Below are 20896 nucleotides of genomic sequence, written 5' to 3' on the forward strand. Positions count from 1 at the left end.
CCGCCCGTAGGGAAATACCGGGGCGGATGGAAAGCCGTATGCCAGGTTACTTACCTTCGCCGGGCCCGGGGATGCCGGTCACGTGTCTTTCGCCCCAATCGTGCATCGGGACGGTGTGCGATGCTGCCGAACTGTTATGGCCTGGTTGAGGCATGGTGAAACACTGGGCAAGCATGAAGAGAGAGCCCGGAGAGAACAGTCGACCCTGCAGGAGGGACACGGTGGAGTCTGGTGCAGCGGCGCGGGGCGCAAGCACGCGCGCGAAAGGCGGACGATCCCGGACGAATGGGACGACTGAGGTCGATGCGGCGGCATTGAATCGGCTGCTCGCCGCGCTCGTCGCCATGCGGGACGGGAACTTCCGCAAGCGGCTCACGGTTTCCGGCGAAGGCGTCATGTCGGAGATCGCGGCGGTCTTCAACGAGGTCGCCGACCGCAACCTCCATCTGACCGGTGAGCTGGCGCGGGTGCGCCGGGTCGTCGGGCGGGAGGGCAAGCTCACGGAGCGGCTGGAGGTCGGTGCGGCCGAGGGCTCCTGGGCCGCGGCCATCGAGGCGTCCAACGCCCTGGTCGACGACCTGGTGCGGCCGGTCTCCGAGGTGGGGCGGGTGCTCTCCGCGGTCTCCGAGGGCGACCTGGAGCAGCGGATGGACCTGCGGTCGCGGAGTTCGGACAGCTCTTCGGAGCATCCCCTGCGGGGTGAATTCCTGAAGGTCGGCCGGACCGTCAACGGCCTGGTGGACCAGCTCTCCGCCTTCACGGACGAGGTCACCTGGGTGGCCAGCGAGGTCGGCACCGAGGGCAAGCTCGGCGGCCAGGCGCGGGTGCGCGGAATGTCCGGTTCGTGGAAGGACCTCACGGATTCCGTCAACACCATGGCGTCCCGGCTGACCGCGCAGGTGCGTGACATCGCTCTCGTCACCACGGCCGTCGCCAAGGGCGATCTGTCGCGGAAGGTGACCGTCCATGTCGCCGGCGAGATGCTGGAGCTGAAGAACACCGTCAACACGATGGTGGACCAGCTGTCCTCGTTCGCCTCCGAGGTGACCCGGGTCGCCCGCGAGGTGGGCACGGAGGGCGAGCTGGGCGGCCAGGCCCAGGTGCCCGGCGTGGCCGGGGTGTGGAAGGACCTGACCGACTCCGTCAACCTCATGGCGGGCAATCTCACCGCGCAGGTGCGCGGGATCGCGCAGGTCACCACCGCGGTCGCCAACGGCGACCTCTCGCAGAAGGTCACGGTCAGCGCGCGCGGCGAGGTGGCGCAGCTGGCCGACACCATCAACACGATGACCGAGACCCTGCGCACCTTCGCCGACGAGGTGACGCGGGTCGCGAACGAGGTAGGGGCCGAGGGCCAGCTCGGCGGGCAGGCGCAGGTGCCGGGCGCCGCCGGCACGTGGAAGGACCTCACCGACTCCGTCAACAACGCCTTCCGCAACCTCACCGGGCAGGTCCGGGACATCGCGCAGGTGACGACGGCGGTGGCCAACGGCGATCTGTCGCAGAAGGTCACCGTCGATGTGGCCGGCGAGATGCTGGAGTTGAAGAACACCGTCAACACGATGGTGGACCAGCTCTCGGCGTTCGGCTCCGAAGTGACCCGGGTGGCGCGGGAGATCGGCGTCGAGGGCGAACTGGGCGGGCAGGCCGCCGTACCGGGCGCGGCCGGCACCTGGAAGGACCTCACCGACTCCGTCAACACGGCCTTCCGCAACCTCACCGGGCAGGTGCGCAACATCGCCCAGGTGACGACCGCGGTGGCCAACGGCGACCTGTCCCAGAAGGTCACCGTCGACGTCTCCGGCGAGATGCTCCAGCTGAAGAACACCGTGAACACCATGGTGGACCAGCTCTCGTCGTTCGCGGACCAGGTCACCCGCATGGCCCGGGACGTGGGCACGGAGGGCCGGCTGGGCGGTCAGGCGCGGGTGGACGGCGTCAGCGGCACCTGGAAGGAACTGACCGACTCCGTCAACTTCATGGCGGGGAACCTCACCTCGCAGGTGCGGCAGATCGCCCAGGTGACGACGGCCGTGGCGCGCGGCGACCTGTCGCAGAAGATCGACGTCGATGCACGCGGCGAGATCCTGGAGCTCAAGAACACCATCAACACGATGGTCGATCAGCTCTCCGCCTTCGCCGAGCAGGTGACCCGGGTCGCCCGGGAGGTCGGCACCGAGGGCCGGCTCGGCGGGCAGGCGCAGGTGCCGGGCGTCGCCGGCGTCTGGCGCGACCTGACCGACTCGGTGAACGGCATGGCCGGCAACCTCACCGCGCAGGTCCGCAACATCGCGCAGGTCGCGACGGCGGTCGCGCGCGGTGACCTGTCGCAGAAGATCGACGTGGACGCCCGCGGCGAGATCCTGGAGCTGAAGAACACCCTCAACACGATGGTGGACCAGCTCTCCTCGTTCGCGGAGGAGGTCACCCGGGTCGCCCGCGAGGTCGGCACCGAGGGCATCCTGGGCGGCCAGGCCGAGGTCCAGGGCGTCAGCGGGACGTGGAAGGACCTCACCCAGTCCGTCAACTTCATGGCGAACAACCTGACGTCGCAGGTGCGCAACATCGCCGAGGTGACCACGGCGGTGGCACGCGGCGACCTGTCCAAGAAGATCACCGTCGACGCCAAGGGCGAGATCCTCGAACTGGTCACCACCGTCAACACCATGGTCGACCAGCTGTCCTCGTTCGCCGAGCAGGTCACGAGGGTGGCCCGCGAGGTCGGTACGGAAGGCCAACTCGGCGGTCAGGCGCGGGTTCCGGGCGTCACCGGCATCTGGAAGGACCTCAGCGACAACGTCAACCTGATGGCCAACAACCTGACCATCCAGGTGCGGAACATCTCGCAGGTCTCGGCGGCGGTGGCCAACGGCGACCTGACGAAGAAGGTGACGGTCGAGGCGCGCGGCGAGGTCGCGCAGCTGGCCGACACCGTCAACACCATGGTGACCACGCTCTCGTCGTTCGCCGACGAGGTGACCCGGGTCGCCCGTGAGGTGGGCACCGACGGCATCCTGGGCGGTCAGGCCCGGGTGCCCGGCGTCGCCGGCACGTGGAAGGACCTCACCGAGTCGGTGAACTCCATGGCCAACAACCTGACCGGTCAGGTCCGCAACATCGCCATGGTCACCACCGCCATCGCCAAGGGCGATCTGACCAAGAAGATCGACATCGACGCGCGGGGCGAGATCCTGGCGCTGAAGACGACCATCAACACGATGGTCGACCAGCTGTCGTCGTTCGCCGAGCAGGTCACCAGGGTGGCCCGCGAGGTGGGCACGGAGGGGCAGCTGGGCGGTCAGGCGCAGGTGCGCGGCGTGGCCGGCACCTGGAAGGACCTGACGGAGTCGGTGAACGAGATGGCCGGGAACCTCACCCGGCAGGTGCGGGCCATCGCCGCGGTCGCCGCGGCGGTGACCCTCGGCGACCACAACGTCCGCATCGACGTGGACGCGGCCGGCGAGATCCTGGAGCTCCAGGACAACATCAACACCATGATCTCCACGCTCCGGGAGACCACCCTCGCCAACGAGGAACAGGACTGGCTCAAGGGCAACCTCGCCCGGATCTCCGGTCTGATGCAGGGCCGCCGCGACCTCAAGGACGTGGCCACGCTCATCATGAGCGAGCTCTCGCCCGCGGTCTCCGCGCAGCACGGCGCGTTCTTCCTCGCCGCGCGGCCCGACGTGCAGGAGATCGGCACCGACGGCGACGGCCGGTACGAGCTGCGGCTGATGGGCTCGTACGGCTACTCCATGGGCGAGATGCCGACGACGTTCAGGCCGGGGGAGACGCTGATCGGGACGGCGGCCGAGGAGGGCCGCACGATCCTGGTGGAGAACGTGCCCTCCGGCTACCTCAAGATCGCCTCGGGGCTGGGGGAGGCGCCGCCGGCCAACATCATCGTGCTGCCGGTGCTCTTCGAGGACAAGGTGCTCGGCGTGATCGAGCTGGCATCCTTCCAGCCCTTCACCCAGATCCAGAAGGACTTCCTCAGCCAGATCGCCGAGATGATCGCGACGAGCGTGAACACCATCTCGGTGAACACCAAGACCGAGGTGCTGCTGGGCCAGTCGCAGGAGCTGACCGAGCAACTGCGCGAGCGTTCCGCGGAGTTGGAGAGCCGGCAGAAGGCGCTGGAGCTGTCCAACTCCGAACTGGAGGAGAAGGCCGAGCAGCTGCGGGCGCAGAACCGCGACATCGAGGTGAAGAACACCGAGATCGAGGAGGCGCGGCAGGTCCTGGAGGAGCGCGCCGAGCAGCTCGCGGTCTCCATGCGCTACAAGTCGGAGTTCCTGGCGAACATGTCGCACGAGCTGCGCACGCCGCTGAACTCGCTGCTGATCCTCGCCAAGCTGCTGGCCGACAACGCCGAGGGGAACCTCTCCCCGAAGCAGGTGGAGTTCTCCGAGACCATCCACGGCGCCGGCTCGGACCTGCTCCAGCTGATCAACGACATCCTCGACCTGTCGAAGGTCGAGGCCGGCAAGATGGACGTCAGCCCGACCCGGATCGCGCTGGTCCAGCTCGTCGACTACGTCGAGGCCACCTTCCGGCCGTTGACCGCCGAAAAGGGGCTCGACTTCTCGGTGCGGGTCTCGCCGGAGCTGCCGGCGACGCTGCACACCGACGAGCAGCGGCTCCTGCAGGTGCTGCGCAACCTGCTCTCCAACGCGGTGAAGTTCACCGACAGCGGCGCCGTCGAGCTGGTGATCCGGCCGGCCGGCGAGGACGTCCCGGTGGCCATCCGCGAGCAGTTGCTGGAGCACGGCTCGCTGCGCGACCCGGACGCGGCCATGATCGCCTTCTCGGTGACCGACACCGGCATCGGCATCGCGTCGAGCAAGATGCGGGTCATCTTCGAGGCGTTCAAGCAGGCCGACGGCACCACCAGCCGCAAGTACGGCGGCACCGGTCTGGGCCTGTCCATCAGCCGGGAGATCGCCCGCCTGCTGGGCGGCGAGATCCACGCCCAGAGCGAGCCCAACCGCGGCTCGACGTTCACCCTGTACCTGCCGCACAACCCGGGCGGGCTGCCGCCGCAGGGCTACCCGCAGCTGGTCGCCGGCGGGCTGGCGCTGGACGCCGAGGCGCGCGAGGTCGAGGACGGCGGCCAGGAGAGCGAGGAGCCGCAGCGCGAGCCGGGCGGCGGAAGCCTCAACCGGCGCCGCCGGCGGGCGGTTTCGGGTGGTGCGCGGCGGTTCGCGCTGCCGGGTCAGCCGGCCGTCGGCGCGGTCGGTGCGCCGCACCCGTCCCCGTCGATGGGGCAGCAGTCCGGCCACCAGGTGGACGAGTCCTGGCTCGGCAACGGTCAGGACCTGGTCGACCCGGGCTTCGAGGGCGGGTTCCACGGCGAGAAGGTGCTGATCGTCGACGACGACATCCGCAACGTCTTCGCGCTCACCAGCGTGCTGGAGCAGCACGGCCTGTCGGTGCTGTACGCGGAGAACGGCCGGGAAGGCATCGAGGTGCTGGAGCAGCACGACGACATCGTGCTGGTCCTGATGGACATCATGATGCCGGAGATGGACGGTTACGCGACCACCGCGGCGATCCGGCGGATGCCGCAGTTCGCCGGGCTGCCCATCATCGCGCTCACCGCGAAGGCGATGAAGGGCGACCGGGAGAAGAGCATCGACTCCGGGGCGTCGGACTACGTGACCAAGCCGGTGGACACCGATCATCTGTTGTCGGTCATGGAGCACTGGATGCGCCAGAGGTGACGGGCCGTCCCTCGGGCGTCCAGTATGGGAGCCGGAAGAGGATCATCGCGTGCTGACTGAGTGTGGCCGTGGACGTGTGGAAGCGCGGGATTCGGGGAACCTTCTCGTCTCTCGCTGCGTTTCTGCTACGTGCACAGTGACATCGCGGTGACAGGGTGTGGCGACAGGCGGGGTGCAGCTACCATGACCGGCACAAGGACGGGCGGCGTGACGGAGTCGTCCCCTGGGGCGGCGTCCGGTTCGATGCCGGGGCGAGGAGGACGGGCCATGGTGCAGAAGGCCAAGATCCTCCTGGTCGATGACCGGCCGGAGAATCTGCTGGCGCTGGAGGCGATCCTCTCCGCGCTCGATCAGACACTGGTGCGGGCATCGTCCGGGGAGGAAGCGCTCAAAGCACTGCTCACCGACGACTTCGCGGTGATTCTGCTCGATGTGCAGATGCCGGGGATGGACGGCTTCGAGACCGCCGCGCACATCAAGCGGCGGGAGCGCACCCGTGACATCCCGATCATCTTCCTCACCGCGATCAACCACGGCCCGCACCACACCTTCCGTGGCTACGCGGCCGGCGCGGTCGACTACATCTCCAAGCCGTTCGACCCGTGGGTGCTGCGCGCCAAGGTCTCGGTCTTCGTCGACCTGTACATGAAGAACTGCCAACTGCGCGAGCAGGCCGCGCTGCTGAGGCTGCAACTGGACGGCGGCCGGCAGAGCGTCGGCGAGACCAAGGAGTCCGCCGGGCTGCTCGCCGAGCTCTCCGCGCGGCTGGCCGCGGTCGAGGAGCAGGCCGAGGCGCTCTCCAAACAGCTCGACGAGTCCGCGGACGCCGCGGCGGTGGCCACCGCCGCGCACCTGGAGCGCAAGCTGACCGGCCTGCGACGGGCGCTGGACGCCCTGGAGCCCGGTGCCGGGGCGCCGGCCGGCTGACAGGGCGTAGGAGGCCGTCTGACGGCCTTTCATGAGTCCGCCGCGCGACACGAATGGGTGAAGCGCCGTGCGCTCGTGCCAGGCACGCCGGCGCCTGTAATCTCGTCGGCATGGCCTCACGTACGTCCGGCAAGGGAACCCAGCGCACGGCGGGCCCCTCGAAGCCGCGCGCCGGACAGTCCGGGGGCGCCGCGAAGAAGACCGCCGCCAAGAAGGCGCCCGCGAAGCGGCCGCCGGCCAAGAAGGCCCCGGCCGCCAAGAAGGCCCCGGCGAAGCGGGCGCCGGCCAAGAAAGCGGCGCCGAAGCCGGCGCCGTCGCCGACCGGCGGCGTCTACCGCCTCGCGCGGGCCTGCTGGCTCGGTACCGCGCACGCCATCGGGGCGGTGTTCCGCGGCTTCGGCCGCGGCGCCAAGAACCTCGACCCGGCGCACCGCAAGGACGGGCTGGCGCTGCTGCTCCTGGGCCTGGCGCTGGTCATCGCGGCCGGCACCTGGTCCAACCTCTCCGGTCCGGTCGGCAACCTCGTCGAGCTGCTGGTCACCGGCGCGTTCGGGCGGCTCGACCTGGTCGTCCCGATACTGCTCGGCGGCATCGCGGTCCGGCTCATCCGGCACCCGGAGCGGCCGGAGGCCAACGGACGGATCATCATCGGGCTCTCGGCGCTGGTGGTCGGCGTGCTCGGACAGGTGGCGATGGCCTGCGGATCCCCGGGGCGGGGTGACGGACTGGCCGCCATACAGGACGCCGGTGGCTACGTCGGCTGGGCGGTGTCCAAGCCGCTGATCTTCACCGTCGGGCAGACCCTGGCGGTGGCGCTGCTGGTGCTGCTGACCGTCTTCGGACTGCTGGTGGTGACCGCGACGCCGGTGAACGCCATCCCGCAGCGGCTCCGGGCGCTCGGCACCCGGCTCGGCCTGCTGGAGGCGCCGGACGATGCCGCCGGGGCGGTGTACGAGGACGACGAGACCGGGTACGCGGCGGAGTGGCGCGAGCAGCCGGCCCGCAGGGCGCGGCGCGGCCCGGCGGCGGACAGCGATCCGGACGTGCTGGAGGAGGCCGCGCTGGCCAAGCGGCGTCGGCCGCGGCGCGCGGCGCAGCCCGCAGCCCGGCCGATGGACGCCGTGGACGTGGCCGCCGCGGCCGCCGCCGCGCTGGACGGCGCGGTGCTGCACGGCGTCCAGCCCTCGCCGCTGGTCGCCGAGCTCAGCGGCGGCATCTCCGGGGAGCGGCGGGAGCGCGGCGCGGACACCGGGGAGCAGAGCGGTGCGGTGCCGCCGGCCCGCGGTGCGGAGCCGCCCGCGGCGACGCCGGCCCCCGAGGCCCGGCGCCCCTCGGTGCCCGATCTCACCAAGACGTCGGTGCCGGACCTCACCAAGGCCGCGCCGGAGGCGTCCGGCGACCTGCCGCCGCGCGCCGAGCAGCTCCAGCTCGCCGGCGACATCACCTATGCCCTGCCGTCGCTCGACCTGCTCACCCGCGGCGGTCCCGGCAAGTCCCGCAGCGCCGCCAACGACGCCATAGTGGACGCGCTGACGAACGTCTTCACCGAGTTCAAGGTCGACGCCGCGGTCACCGGCTTCACCCGCGGTCCGACGGTCACCCGCTACGAGGTCGAGCTCGGCCCCGCGGTGAAGGTCGAGAAGATCACGGCCCTGGCCAAGAACATCGCCTACGCCGTGGCCTCCCCGGACGTGCGGATCATCTCGCCGATCCCCGGCAAGTCCGCGGTCGGCATCGAGATCCCGAACACCGACCGCGAGATGGTCAACGTCGGCGACGTGCTGCGCCTCGCGGACGCCGCCGGGGACGACCACCCGATGCTGGTCGCGCTCGGCAAGGACGTCGAGGGCGGCTATGTGATGGCGAACATCGCGAAGATGCCGCACGTGCTGGTCGCCGGTGCGACCGGTTCGGGCAAGTCGTCCTGCATCAACTGCCTGATCACCTCGATCATGATGCGGGCCACCCCCGAGGACGTCCGCATGGTGCTGGTGGACCCCAAGCGGGTGGAGCTGACGGCCTACGAGGGCATCCCGCACCTGATCACGCCGATCATCACCAACCCCAAGCGGGCCGCCGAGGCGCTGCAGTGGGTGGTGCGGGAGATGGACCTGCGCTACGACGACCTCGCGGCGTTCGGCTACCGGCACATCGACGACTTCAACGAGGCCATCCGGTCCGGCAAGCTCAAGACGCCCGAGGGCAGCGAGCGGGAGCTGTCGCCGTACCCGTACCTGCTGGTGATCGTGGACGAGCTGGCGGACCTGATGATGGTCGCGCCGCGGGACGTCGAGGACGCCATCGTCCGGATCACGCAGCTGGCCCGCGCGGCCGGCATCCACCTGGTGCTGGCCACCCAGCGGCCGTCGGTCGACGTCGTCACCGGCCTGATCAAGGCCAATGTGCCGTCCCGATTGGCGTTCGCGACCTCCTCGCTGGCCGACAGCCGGGTCATCCTGGACCAGCCGGGTGCCGAGAAGCTGATCGGCAAGGGCGACGGGCTGTTCCTGCCGATGGGCGCGAACAAGCCGGTCCGGATGCAGGGCGCGTTCGTCACCGAGGAGGAGGTGGCCGCCGTCGTCCAGCACTGCAAGGACCAGATGACGCCCGTCTTCCGGGACGACGTCACGGTGGGCACCAAGCAGAAGAAGGAGATCGACGAGGACATCGGCGACGACCTCGACCTGCTGTGCCAGGCGGCGGAGCTGGTGGTGTCCACCCAGTTCGGATCGACGTCGATGCTCCAGCGCAAGCTGCGGGTGGGATTCGCCAAGGCGGGGCGACTGATGGACCTCATGGAGTCCCGGAACATCGTCGGGCCGAGCGAGGGCTCCAAGGCGCGCGACGTGTTGGTCAAGCCCGATGAATTGGACGGAGTGCTGGCGGTCATCCGGGGGGAGGCTATCCAGTAGCACGTACGTGCGGACCGCGTTGTCCGTGCGCGGAGGCAACCGTTTTCCCTGGCCGTACGTCAAGTTGAGGGAGGCGGAGGAGGCCCCTGCGGCCTCCGGCCCCGAGGCAGCGCCGCGGGGCGTTCTGATGGCGTACAAACCCGGCTCTCCCGCTTGCCCGACCCTTTCGCAACACCCCTAGACTGAACTTCCAGCAGGTGGCTACACGCTCGAAAGGCGCCCCCGTGTCCATCGGCAACTCCCCCAACTCCCCTGAAGAGGACCGGCCTTCCGCCGGTCCCGACCGGCCGTCGGTCGGCCGTGTCCTCCAGCAGGCCCGCATCAGCGCGGGACTGACCGTCGAAGAGGTCAGTACGGCGACGCGGGTGCGGATTCCCATCGTGCAGTCGATCGAGCAGGACGACTTCTCGCGCTGTGGCGGTGACGTCTATGCGCGCGGACACATCCGCTCGCTCGCCCGTGCCGTCTCCCTGGACCCCCAACCCCTGATCGAACGCTACGACGCCGAGCACGGCGGCCGGCCCTCCCCGACCGTCGCCGCTCCGCTCTTCGAGGCGGAGCGGATCCGATCGGAACCCCGCCGCCCCAACTGGACCGCCGCGATGGTCGCGGCCATCGTCGCCGTCATCGGCTTCGCCGGCTTCACGTTCTTCAGCAGCGGCAGCAAGCACGAGGGCACCCCGATCGCCTCCGACACCGCCAAGGCCGACAAGCCGGGCCCGGCCCGCACCATCCACCCCCGAGCCCCCCAGCCGGCCCAGCCGGCACCCTCCGACAGCGCCATCGCCGGACTGCCCAAGGACAAGGTCACGATCAAGGTGACCGCCAAGGACGGGCAGAGCTGGGTCTCCGCCAAGGACGCCGACGGCAAACTCCTGCAGGACGGGCTGCTCAAGCAGGGGGAGTCGAAGACGTTCACCGACAAGAAGCGGATCGACCTCGTCGTCGGCAACGCCGGCGCCGTACAGCTGTACGTCAACGGCAAGGAGGTCAAGAAGGTCGGCGACGAGGGCTCCGTGGAGCGGCTGAGCTACACGCCGGGAGACCCGCAGGCCGGCTGAGGAACCGTGCCCGGAAGGTCTCCGCCGCCCGCCCCACGCCCCCGGGGACGGGCGGCGGAGACCTGCGCGCCATGGGGGTGTCCGGGACGAAGTAGGCTGAGCACCATGCCCGAACGCCGCACCGTCGCCCTTGTCACCCTTGGCTGCGCCCGTAACGAGGTGGACTCGGAGGAGCTCGCAGGCCGCTTGGCAGCGGACGGCTGGGAGCTCGTCGAGGACGCCACCGACGCGGACGTCGCCGTCGTCAACACCTGCGGCTTCGTCGAGGCCGCCAAGAAGGACTCCGTCGACGCCCTGCTGGAGGCCAACGATCTGAAGGATCATGGCCGGACCCAGGCCGTCGTCGCCGTCGGCTGCATGGCCGAGCGCTACGGCAAGGAGCTCGCCGAGGCGCTGCCCGAGGCGGACGGGGTGCTCGGGTTCGACGACTACGCCGACATCTCCGACCGGCTCCAGACCATCCTCAGCGGCGGCGTCCACGCCTCGCACACCCCGCGCGACCGCCGCAAGCTGCTGCCGATCAGCCCGGCCGAGCGCCAGGACGCCGCCGGCGTCGCGCTGCCCGGCCACTCCCAGTCCGATGCCGGCGAGCCGGCGGCCCCGCCCCAGGACCTGCCCGCGGGCGTAGCGCCGGCCTCCGGGCCGCGGGCGCCGCTCCGCCGCCGGCTGGGCAACGACCCGGTGGCCTCGGTGAAGCTGGCCTCGGGCTGCGACCGGCGCTGCTCGTTCTGCGCGATCCCGTCCTTCCGCGGCTCCTTCATCTCCCGCCGTCCCTCGGACGTGCTGGGCGAGACGCGCTGGCTGGCCGAGCAGGGCGTGAAGGAGATCATGCTGGTCTCCGAGAACAACACGTCCTACGGCAAGGACCTGGGCGACATCCGACTGCTGGAGACGCTGCTGCCGGAGCTGGCGGCGGTCGACGGCATCGAGCGGATCCGGGTCAGCTACCTGCAGCCCGCCGAGATGCGGCCCGGCCTGATCGACGTGCTGACCGGTACCGACAAGGTGGCCCCCTACTTCGACCTGTCGTTCCAGCACTCCGCGCCGGGGGTGCTGCGCGCGATGCGGCGGTTCGGCGACACCGACCGCTTCCTGGAGCTGCTGGAGACCATCCGCAGCAAGGCGCCCCAGGCCGGTGCCCGCTCCAACTTCATCGTCGGCTTCCCCGGCGAGTCGGAGAGCGACCTGGCGGAGCTGGAGCGCTTCCTGAGCGAGGCCCGGCTGGATGCCATCGGTGTCTTCGGCTACTCCGACGAGGACGGCACCGAGGCCGCCGGCTACGACGGCAAGGTCGACCCCGAGGTGGTCGCCGAGCGGCTGGCGCGGGTGTCCCGGCTCGCCGAGGAGCTGACCGCGCAGCGGGCGGCCGAGCGGGTCGGGGAGACCGTCCGGGTGCTGGTGGACCGGGTCGACGACGAGGACGACGGGATCGTCGGGCGGGCCGCGCACCAGGCGCCGGAGACCGACGGGGTCACGCTGCTCACGACCGACCAGGACCTGCGTCCCGGTCGTATGGTCGAAGCAAAGGTGGTCGCGAGCGAGGGCGTGGACCTCGTGGCGGAGGTGCTGTCGGTGGACGGTACGGGGTGTAGCGAGGAGGCGGGCAGATGAGCGGAGCCTCGGCTTCCGCCGCCGGGGGGCCGCGCACCGCGCCGGCCGTCCGGCAGGCCGGGCTGTGGAACATCGCCAATGTCCTGACGATGCTGCGGCTGGTGCTGGTGCCGGCGTTCGTGCTGCTGCTGGTGCACGACGGCGGGACGAGCCCGGTCTGGCGGTCGTTCGCCTGGGCGGCCTTCGCCATCGCCATGATCACCGATGTCTTCGACGGGCATCTGGCGCGCACGTACAACCTGGTCACCGACTTCGGCAAGATCGCCGACCCGATCGCGGACAAGGCGATCATGGGGGCCGCGCTGATCTGTCTGTCGGGGCTGGGGGACCTGTCCTGGTGGGTCACCGGCGTGATCCTCTTCCGGGAGCTCGGCATCACGCTGATGCGGTTCTGGGTGATCAAGCACGGAGTGATTCCGGCCAGTCGGGGCGGCAAGATCAAGACATTGGCGCAGGGCACCGCCGTGGGCATGTACGTCCTGGTGCTGAGCGGGCCGCTGGCCACCTTCCGCTGGTGGGTGATGGCGGTGGCGGTGGTGCTGACGGTGGTGACCGGGCTCGACTACGTCCGGCAGGCGGTGGTGCTGCGGCGGGCCGGGCTGGCCCGGGAGCGCGCCGAGCGGGCCGGAACCGCCGAGAGGACCGACGCCCGGTGAGCGCGCCGGGCTCTGCGGCGGCCGGGGCGCTGGAGGTGCTCGCCGGGCGCGGGCAGAGCCTGGCGGTGGCCGAGTCGCTGACCGGCGGGCTGGTGTCCGGCGAGCTGACCGCCGTCCCCGGGGCCTCACGGGTGGTGCGCGGGGCGGTCACGGCGTACGCCACGGACGTCAAGCGGGAACTGCTCGGCGTGGACGGCGCGCTGCTGGCCGCGCGCGGGGCCGTGGACGGCGAGGTCGCGCGGCAGATGGCGCGCGGGGTGCGGCGGGTACTCGGCGCAGACTGGGGCATCGCCACCACCGGCGTGGCCGGGCCCGATCCGCAGGACGGGCAGCCGGTGGGCACCGTCTACGTGGCCGTCCAGGGCCCGGACGGCCAGGAATCAGTACGACGGCTGGCGCTGGCGGGGGATCGTGACCGGATCCGTCGTGACAGCGTTCAGGCCGTGCTCGCGCTGCTGTTGAGCGAACTCACAGAAAATGCGCGGGCACAGGATACGGAACAACACGGGGGGAATGGATGTTTGCAGCCCTGAGTGAACACGTACTTGCTCCCGGCACGGCTACGGCCCGAGGCGGTACGGTGGGGCGAGAAGGATCCGCATCCGAGGTCCGAGGAGGGAGCCAGCGATGATTCTGCTTCGTCGCCTGCTGGGTGACGTGCTGCGCCGACAGCGTCAGCGCCAAGGCCGCACCCTGCGCGAGGTCTCGTCCTCCGCCCGGGTGTCGCTCGGCTACTTGTCCGAGGTCGAGAGGGGGCAGAAGGAGGCGTCCTCCGAGCTGCTCTCGGCGATCTGCGACGCGCTGGATGTCCGCATGTCCGAGCTGATGCGAGAGGTCAGCGACGAGCTGGCGCTCGCCGAGCTGGCCGCCTCCGCGGCGGCGACCGACACGGTGCCGGCACCGGTGCGGCCGAAGCTCAATTCGGTGTCCGTCGCGTCCCTGGCCGGTATGCCCGAGGAGCGCGTGACCATCAAGCCCCCGGCCGACGTCGTGGATGTCGTCGCGGCCTGACACCACAGACCACGCAGAGCCTTCAGCCCCGGCGGGCAGCAGTCCGCCGGGGCTTGCTCCATGCCCGTGCGGCGTCGGGGCGGGTGCCCGGCCGGACCGGCTGGGCTGCTCGGGGTGGAGCCTTGGCCCGTACCATGGGCTGAATCGGATCATTCGCCCAAATACCACCAATGCGTCTGAAGTGGAGTATCTGGATGTCTGTGGTCACCAGCACGCTCTCCGATCAAGCCCGCACCGTCGTCGGCAACGCCCTCCAGGGCGCCCTGGTCGATCTGGTGGATCTCTCCCTGGTCGCCAAGCAGGTGCACTGGAACGTCGTCGGTCCGCGCTTCCGCTCCGTCCACCTCCAGCTCGACGAGGTCGTCGCCGTCGCGCGGCAGCACGCCGACACGGTGGCCGAGCGGGCCTCGGCGATCGGCGTCACGCCGGACGGTCGGTCCGCGACGGTCGCCAAGACCAGCGGCATCAGCGAGGCGCCGGACGGCTGGGTCAAGGACGGCGACGTCGTCCGGACGATGGTGGACGCGCTCGGCGCGGTCATCGGGCGGATGCGGGAACGGATCGCCGCCACCGACGAGCCCGATCCGGTCAGCCAGGACATCCTCATCGGTCTCACCGCCGACCTGGAGAAGCACCACTGGATGTTCCAGGCCGAGGCCCACTGACCGCGACCCACTGACGGCGGCCTCTCGACCACGGCGCGCTGACCGGGCGCCGGCCCGCTCCGCCGCCCGGGACCCCGGAGCGCACCGCGCGCGCCGGGCGTGCGTCGGTGCGCCCCTGCCGCCGGATGGTGGGACCGGTCTAGCGTCGGCCCGAGGAGGCAGGCATGGCGAGGCGTGCGAGGCCCCTGCCGGGGCGGTGGATATGCGCGGCGCTCGTCGGGGGCCTGTGGTGCTGGGCGGTGTGCCGGCTGGTCCTGTGGCCGGGGGCGGTGGGGCCGGTGGAGGGCGCGGTGGCCACGGCCGGCTGGGGGCTCAGCCTGCTGCCGGTGCACTGCGTTCCGTGGAGCGGGCGGCGTCAGGGGGCGCGGGCCGACCGTACGGGGCGCGGGGGAGTGGCGGCGGCCGTCGAGGCACGGCTCGCCGAGGTGTGGCGGCGCAGTGGGCTGGAACGGCTGGTCGAGGCGTGGCGGCGCACCGGGGTGGGGCGGCGCCTGGAGGCGTGGCGTCGTCGCGCGGCGGAGGATCCGGCCGGTCGTGAGTGACGCGGCGGGTGGTGCCGCGGGGGCCGAGTGTTCCCGGGAGGACGTCAGGGGGTCGGGGGTGCCGGGGGTGCGGACGGCTGGCAGGTGGGGCACCAGTAGGTGACGCGTTCCTCGGCGGTGGGGTCCTGGTCGGCGGTGCGGATCGGAGTGCCGCAACGCAGGCAGGGGTGGCCGGCACGGCCGTAGACCCACAGCCGGCGGTCGGGGCGGGATCCGCCACCGCCCTGGAACGGGCGTGGGCGGTACTCCCACGGGGTGGTGACGCGGGCCGGGCGCTGCTTGTTGGCCTCCAGGAGCTTCTTGGCCAGGGCCGGGGCGCGCTCGGGGGAGGCCAGGCCGCCGACCGGGAGCCAGGGCGAGGCGCCGAGCAGGAAGCACAGCTCGGACTTGTAGACATTGCCGATGCCGGCGAGGTTGCGCTGGTCGAGCAGGGCCTCGCCGAGAGGCCGGTCGGGGGCGGCCAGCAGCCGGCGCAGGGCCTCGGCCGGGTCCCAGTCCGGGCCCAGCAGGTCGGGGCCGAGATGGCCGGTGACCCGGGACTCGTCGGCGGTGCGCAGCAGCTCCAGGACGGGGAGACGGTAGCCGACGGCGGTGTGCGCCGCGGTGCCGAGGACCGCCCGGATCTGGTGCGCGGGGCCGCCGCGCCAGCGCTCGGCCGGGGCGTAGATCTTCCAGGCGCCGTCCATCCGCAGATGGGAGTGGAGGGTGAGGCCGCCCTCGAAGCGGATGAGCAGGTGCTTGCCGCGGGGCACCACCGCCAGCACCTCGCGGCCGGTCAGGTCCACCGTGGCGAGGCGGGGGACGCGTAGGTCGCAGCGGGTCAGCGGGCTGCCGGCCAACGCCTGGTGGAGACGGTGCGCCAGCCGCCAGACGGTGTCGCCTTCGGGCATGGGGCCATCATGCACCGCCGGGCGGGGGACCGGACGCTTCCGTCCGGGCCGGCTGCCCCCGCCCGGCGGGCTCAGCCGCGCAGCCGCAGCCCCCGCGGCGTCGGGTGGAAGCCCGCGGCCTCCAGGACGGGCGCGAACGGGGAGGTGAGGGCGGCGGTGCCGTTGATGCGCTCGGTGGTCAGGGTGCCGACGGCGCCGGCCCGGGCCGCCTCGACGAGGGCCTCGACGGCCGGCCGGAGCCGGGGGTCGGCGGCGGCCGCGGCCGGGTCGGGGCCCAGTGGCCATATCAGCAGGGTCTTGCCGCCGCGCTCCATGTAGAGCGCCAGCTCGCCGTCGACCAGGACGACCAGCGAACCGGCCTTGCGGCCCGGCTTGTGGGTGGCACCTTCGGGGGGCTCGGGCCAGGACAGGGCGGCGCCGTATGCGTTGGCAGGGTCGGCGGCGGCCAGGACCAGGGCGCGGCGGGGCTGCCCTGGGCCACCGTCCGGGAAGGGGGCGTCGGCGCCGCGCTCCCGTTGGTTGCTGATCGCCCGCAGCCGGTCCACCGCGCCGTCCATCGCGAACTGGGCGGCGCCCAGCCCCTCGACGACGTAGCCGCGCCGGGCCTGCCCGGACTCCTCGAAGACGGACAGCACGCGATAGGCGGCGGAGAAGCCGCCGGCGACCCCTTCGGCGGCGACCGCGCCGCGGGTGACGATGCCGTGCCGGTCCAGGAGCGTACGGGCCAGGGCGTGGGCGCGGCGGGTCGGATCCGGCTCGGGGGCGGGCAGCAGTGACCAGCGGCCGCCGACCGTCGGCGGGCCGGAGCGCGAGGCGGTGGGGCGCGCGGCGGCGTTCAGCGTCCCTCCCCCGAACTCCGCTCGGAGGTGCCCCCACCTGCCGCGGGGGACGGTGCGCCGGGCGCGGTGGGCCGTGGAGCCGGCCGTGCGGCCCGAGCCGAGCAGGGCGCGCAGCGGCGCCAGGGTGTCGTTGGTGAGCCGCCCGGACCAGGCCAGCTCCCACAGCGCGTCGGCGAGCTGCGGATCGGTGGCGTCCGGATGCGTGGTGGCGCGGACCTGGTCGGCGATCTGCCGGAAGAACAGGCCGTAACCGGGGGCGAGGGCGGTCAGCACGGACTCGTGCAGCGCGGTCGGATCCAGGGGCAGCGGGGGCTGAAGGAGCAGGGGCGCGGTGTCGGCGAGGTGGAGGGAGAGCCAGCCGTCCTTGCCGGGCAGGGCGCCGGCGCCGGCCCACAGCACCTCGCCGGTGGCGGTGAGCTCGTCCAGCAGGGCGGGGGTGTAGCCGCCGACGCGGGACGGCAGGATCAGCTTCTCCAGCGCGGAGGCCGGCACCGGCGCGCCCTGGAGCTGCTCGATTGCTCGGACCAGGCCGTCGATGCCGCGCAGCCCGTACCCGGAGGCGGCGGTGGCGACCGGCGGTGCGGGTGCCCCGGAGGCGGGTGCCGGGCGCGGGACGCCGACGTGCTGCCACTGGGGCAGGAAGGCGGCCAGCGCGGCGGGCGGCACCGGCTCCAGCTCCTCGCGCAGCGCGGCCAGCGAGCGGCGGCGGAGCCGGCGCAGCACCTGGGCGTCGCACCATTCCTGGCCGATGCCCTCGGGATGGAACTCGCCCTGGACCAGGCGGCCGGTGGCGGCCAGGCGGTGCAGGGCGCCGTCGGTGACGGCGGTGCCGAGGCCGAAGCGGGTGGCCGCCTGCTCGGACGTGAACGGGCCGTGGGTGCGGGCATAACGGGACAGCAGATCGCCCAGCGGGTCCTTGACCGGCTCGGTGAACGACTCGGGGACGCCGACCGGCAGCGCGGTGCCCAGGGCGTCCCGGAGCCGGCCGGCGTCCTCGACGGCGGCCCAGTGCTCGGCGCCGGCGATCCGCACCCGGATGGCGCGCCGGGCCCCGGCCAGCTCCTCGGCCCAGGCCGGCTCCGCGCCGCGCTCGGTCAACTCGGTGTCGGTCAGCGGCCCGAGCACCCGCAGCGCGTCGGCGACGCCCTCGACGTCCTTGACGCGGCGGTCCTCGGTGCGCCACTGCAGCTCGGCCTCCAGCTCGGCCAGCACCTGCGCGTCCAGCAGCTCGCGCAGCTCGGCCCGGCCCAGGAGTTCGGCCAGCAGCCGGGAGTCCAGGGACAGCGCGGCGGCCCGGCGCTCGGCCAGCGGGGAGTCGCCCTCGTAGAGGAACTGCGCGACGTAGCCGAACAGCAGGGAGCGGGCGAACGGGGACGGCTCCGGCGTCGTGACCTCCACCAGGCGGACCCGGCGGGCCTCGATGTCGGCCATCAGCTCCGTCAGACCCGGGACGTCGAAGACGTCCTGGAGGCATTCGCGGACCGCCTCCAGCACGATCGGGAACGACCCGAACTCGCTCGCGACCTGGAGGAGTTGGGCGGCGCGCTGGCGCTGCTGCCACAGCGGGGTGCGCTTGCCGGGGCTGCGGCGGGGCAGCAGCAGGGCGCGCGCCGCGCACTCCCGGAACCGGGAGGCGAACAGCGCGGAGCCGCCGACCTGGTCGGTGACGAGCTGATCGACCTCGCCGTGCTCGAAGACCACATCGGCGGCGCCCACCGGGGACTGCTCGGGGTCGTACTCCGCGCGGTCCGCGACGCCGAAGCCGCCGTCGCCGTCGAGGAGGTCCAGGCCCATCAGGTCGGCGTCCGGCAGCCGCAGCACGATGCCGTCGTCGGCGTGCATCACCTGGGCGTCCAGGCCGTAGCGCTCGGCGAGCCGGGCGCCCAGGGCCAGGGCCCAGGGGGCGTGCACCTGCGCCCCGAAGGGGGAGTGGATGACGATCCGCCAGTCGCCCAGCTCGTCGCGGAAGCGCTCGACGACGATGGTGCGGTCGTCCGGGACATGGCCGCAGGACTGGCGCTGTTCGGAGAGATAGGCCAGGACGTTGGCGACCGCCCAGTCGTCGAGCCCGGCGGCGGACAGCCGGGCGGCCGCCTCCTCGGGGGAGAGCGAGCCGATCTCCCGGAGGAACGCGCCCAGCGCACGGCCCAGTTCGAGCGGGCGGCCGAGTTGGTCGCCCTTCCAGAACGGCAGTCGGCCGGGCACCCCGGGGGCGGGCGTGACCAGCACCCGGTCGCGGGTGATGTCCTCGATGCGCCAGGAGGTGGTGCCGAGGGTGAAGACGTCGCCCACCCGGGACTCGTAGACCATCTCCTCGTCCAGCTCGCCCACCCGTCGCCCGCCACCGCCCTTGGCGGAGCTGTCGCCGGCGAGGAAGACGCCGAACAGGCCGCGGTCGGGGATCGTGCCGCCGGACGTCACGGCGAGCCGCTGGGCACCGGGGCGGCCGGTGACGGTCTGTGCGACGCGGTCCCAGACCAGCCGGGGGCGCAACTCGGCGAAGGCGTCGGACGGATAGCGCCCGGCGAGCATGTCCAGCACCGAGGTGAACGCGGACTCCGGGAGCGCGGCGAACGGCGCCGCCCGGCGGACCACGGCCAGCAGCTCCTCGACGTCCCAGGTGTCCATCGCCGCCATCGCGACCAGCTGTTGGGCCAGCACGTCCAGCGGATTGGCGGGCACCCGCAGCGCCTCGATGGCGCCCGAGCGCATCCGCTCGGTGACCACCGCCGCCTGCACCAGATCGCCGCGGTACTTGGGGAAGACGATGCCCTTGGACACCGCGCCGACCTGGTGGCCGGCCCGGCCCACCCGCTGGAGCCCGGAGGCCACCGACGGCGGCGACTCCACCTGGACGACCAGGTCGACCGCACCCATGTCGATGCCCAGCTCCAGGCTGGACGTGGCGACCACCGCCGGCAGACGGCCCGCCTTGAGGTCCTCCTCCACCAGGGCGCGCTGCTCCTTGGAGACCGAGCCGTGGTGGGCGCGGGCCAGCAGCGGCGGCGCGCCCTTGGCGGCACCGGACTCGGCCATCAGCTCGGCGGGGGAGTGGTGCTCGGGCAGGGCCGTGCCCGTGGTGCGCTCGTAGGCGATCTCGTTGAGGCGGTTGCACAGCCGCTCCGCGAGGCGGCGGGAGTTGGCGAAGACGATCGTGGAGCGGTGGGCCTGGACGAGGTCGGCGATCCGCTCCTCGACCTGCGGCCAGATGGATGGCTTCTCGCCCGTCTCGCCCTCCTGGACGGGGGCGCTGCCGAGCTCGCCCACCCGTCGCTCACCACCGCCCTTCGCAGGACGCGCTGCGCGCGGCTCGTTCATATCCTCCACCGGGACGACCACCGAGAGGTCGAACCGCTTGCCGGACGGCGGCTGGACGATCTCCACCCGGCGCCGCGGCGACAGATAGCGGGCCACCTCCTCCACCGGGCGGACCGTCGCGGACAGCCCGATCCGGCGCGCCGGGCGGTCGAGCAGCTCGTCCAGCCGCTCCAGGGACAGCGCCAGATGGGCGCCGCGCTTGGTGCCGGCGACCGCGTGCACCTCGTCCAGGATGACGGTCTCGACGCCGGCCAGCGCCTCCCGGGCCGAGGCCGTCAGCATCAGGAACAGCGATTCGGGCGTCGTGATCAGGATGTCCGGCGGGCGGGTGGCCAGCGCGCGGCGCTCGGCGGCCGGGGTGTCGCCGGAGCGGATGCCGACCCGGATGTCCGGCTCCGGCAGCCCGAGGCGGATCGCCTCCTGCCGGATCCCCGTCAGCGGACTGCGCAGATTCCGCTCCACATCGACGGCGAGGGCCTTCAGGGGCGAGACGTACAGCACCCGGCAGCGCTTCTTCGGCTCGGCGGGCGGCGGGGCGCTCGCCAGCGCGTCCAGCGACGCCAGGAACGCGGCCAGCGTCTTGCCGGAGCCCGTCGGCGCCACCACCAGGACGTCGGATCCCTCGGCGATCGCCCGCCAGGCGCCCTCCTGCGCGGCGGTGGGCGCGCTGAACGCCCCGGCGAACCAGCCGCGGGTCGCGGGCGAGAACGAATCGAGCGCTGCCTCGGTCATGTTCCCCAT

12 protein-coding genes are annotated in these 20896 nt (G+C 72.3%); 10 read left to right on the plus strand and 2 right to left on the minus strand.

Going from position 1 to position 20896, the window contains the following annotated elements; all coding sequences use genetic code 11:
- The first annotated feature begins 221 nt into the window (after window positions 1-221).
- The 10 genes from JNO44_RS30510 to JNO44_RS30555 all read left to right on the plus strand — a co-directional run bounded on the left by JNO44_RS30510 (window position 222) and on the right by JNO44_RS30555 (window position 15108).
- Complete coding sequence (locus tag JNO44_RS30510) at window positions 222-5723, plus strand: HAMP domain-containing protein (protein ID WP_205366913.1); 5502 nt, start codon at window positions 222-224, stop codon at window positions 5721-5723.
- Window positions 5724-5990: 267 nt separating this feature from the next.
- Window positions 5991-6650 (plus strand): response regulator, encoded by a 660-nt coding sequence (locus JNO44_RS30515; RefSeq protein ID WP_205366914.1) that lies wholly within the window; start codon window positions 5991-5993, stop codon window positions 6648-6650.
- Window positions 6651-6760: 110 nt separating this feature from the next.
- Window positions 6761-9562: a DNA translocase FtsK gene (locus JNO44_RS30520; RefSeq protein WP_205366915.1), complete on the plus strand. Its 2802-nt coding sequence runs from the start codon at window positions 6761-6763 to the stop codon at window positions 9560-9562.
- A gap of 224 nt (window positions 9563-9786) precedes the next feature.
- Window positions 9787-10623, plus strand: a complete 837-nt coding sequence (locus JNO44_RS30525) for a helix-turn-helix domain-containing protein (RefSeq protein WP_205366916.1) — start codon at window positions 9787-9789, stop codon at window positions 10621-10623.
- Window positions 10624-10728: 105 nt separating this feature from the next.
- On the plus strand, window positions 10729-12234 hold the full coding sequence (gene rimO, locus JNO44_RS30530) for a 30S ribosomal protein S12 methylthiotransferase RimO (RefSeq protein WP_205366917.1): 1506 nt from the start codon (window positions 10729-10731) through the stop codon (window positions 12232-12234).
- A complete protein-coding gene (gene pgsA, locus JNO44_RS30535) occupies window positions 12231-12890 on the plus strand; it encodes a CDP-diacylglycerol--glycerol-3-phosphate 3-phosphatidyltransferase (protein WP_205366918.1) in 660 nt (219 codons plus the stop codon). Before rimO ends, pgsA begins: the two co-directional genes overlap by 4 nt.
- Window positions 12887-13423 (plus strand): CinA family protein, encoded by a 537-nt coding sequence (locus tag JNO44_RS30540; RefSeq protein WP_205366919.1) that lies wholly within the window; start codon window positions 12887-12889, stop codon window positions 13421-13423. The genes pgsA and JNO44_RS30540 overlap by 4 nt, the downstream gene beginning before the upstream one ends.
- A gap of 94 nt (window positions 13424-13517) precedes the next feature.
- The gene (locus JNO44_RS30545; RefSeq protein WP_039632193.1) at window positions 13518-13901 is read left to right on the plus strand and encodes a helix-turn-helix domain-containing protein; all 384 of its coding nucleotides are present in this window, start codon (window positions 13518-13520) and stop codon (window positions 13899-13901) included.
- Between the two features lie 194 nt (window positions 13902-14095).
- A complete protein-coding gene (locus tag JNO44_RS30550; RefSeq protein WP_039632191.1) occupies window positions 14096-14566 on the plus strand; it encodes a Dps family protein in 471 nt (156 codons plus the stop codon).
- 164 nt (window positions 14567-14730) lie between these two features.
- Window positions 14731-15108 (plus strand): hypothetical protein, encoded by a 378-nt coding sequence (locus JNO44_RS30555; protein WP_205366920.1) that lies wholly within the window; start codon window positions 14731-14733, stop codon window positions 15106-15108.
- Between the two features lie 44 nt (window positions 15109-15152).
- Here JNO44_RS30555 and JNO44_RS30560 read toward each other — a convergent pair whose 3' ends face one another.
- A complete protein-coding gene (locus JNO44_RS30560; RefSeq protein ID WP_205366921.1) occupies window positions 15153-15998 on the minus strand; it encodes an Fpg/Nei family DNA glycosylase in 846 nt (281 codons plus the stop codon).
- Window positions 15999-16069: 71 nt separating this feature from the next.
- Window positions 16070-20887: an ATP-dependent helicase gene (locus JNO44_RS30565; protein ID WP_205366922.1), complete on the minus strand. Its 4818-nt coding sequence runs from the start codon at window positions 20885-20887 to the stop codon at window positions 16070-16072.
- Between the last annotated feature and the right edge of the window lie 9 nt (window positions 20888-20896).

This window comes from Streptomyces noursei, assembly GCF_016917755.1.
In the GTDB taxonomy this organism is placed as follows: Bacteria; Actinomycetota; Actinomycetes; order Streptomycetales; family Streptomycetaceae; genus Streptomyces; species Streptomyces yunnanensis.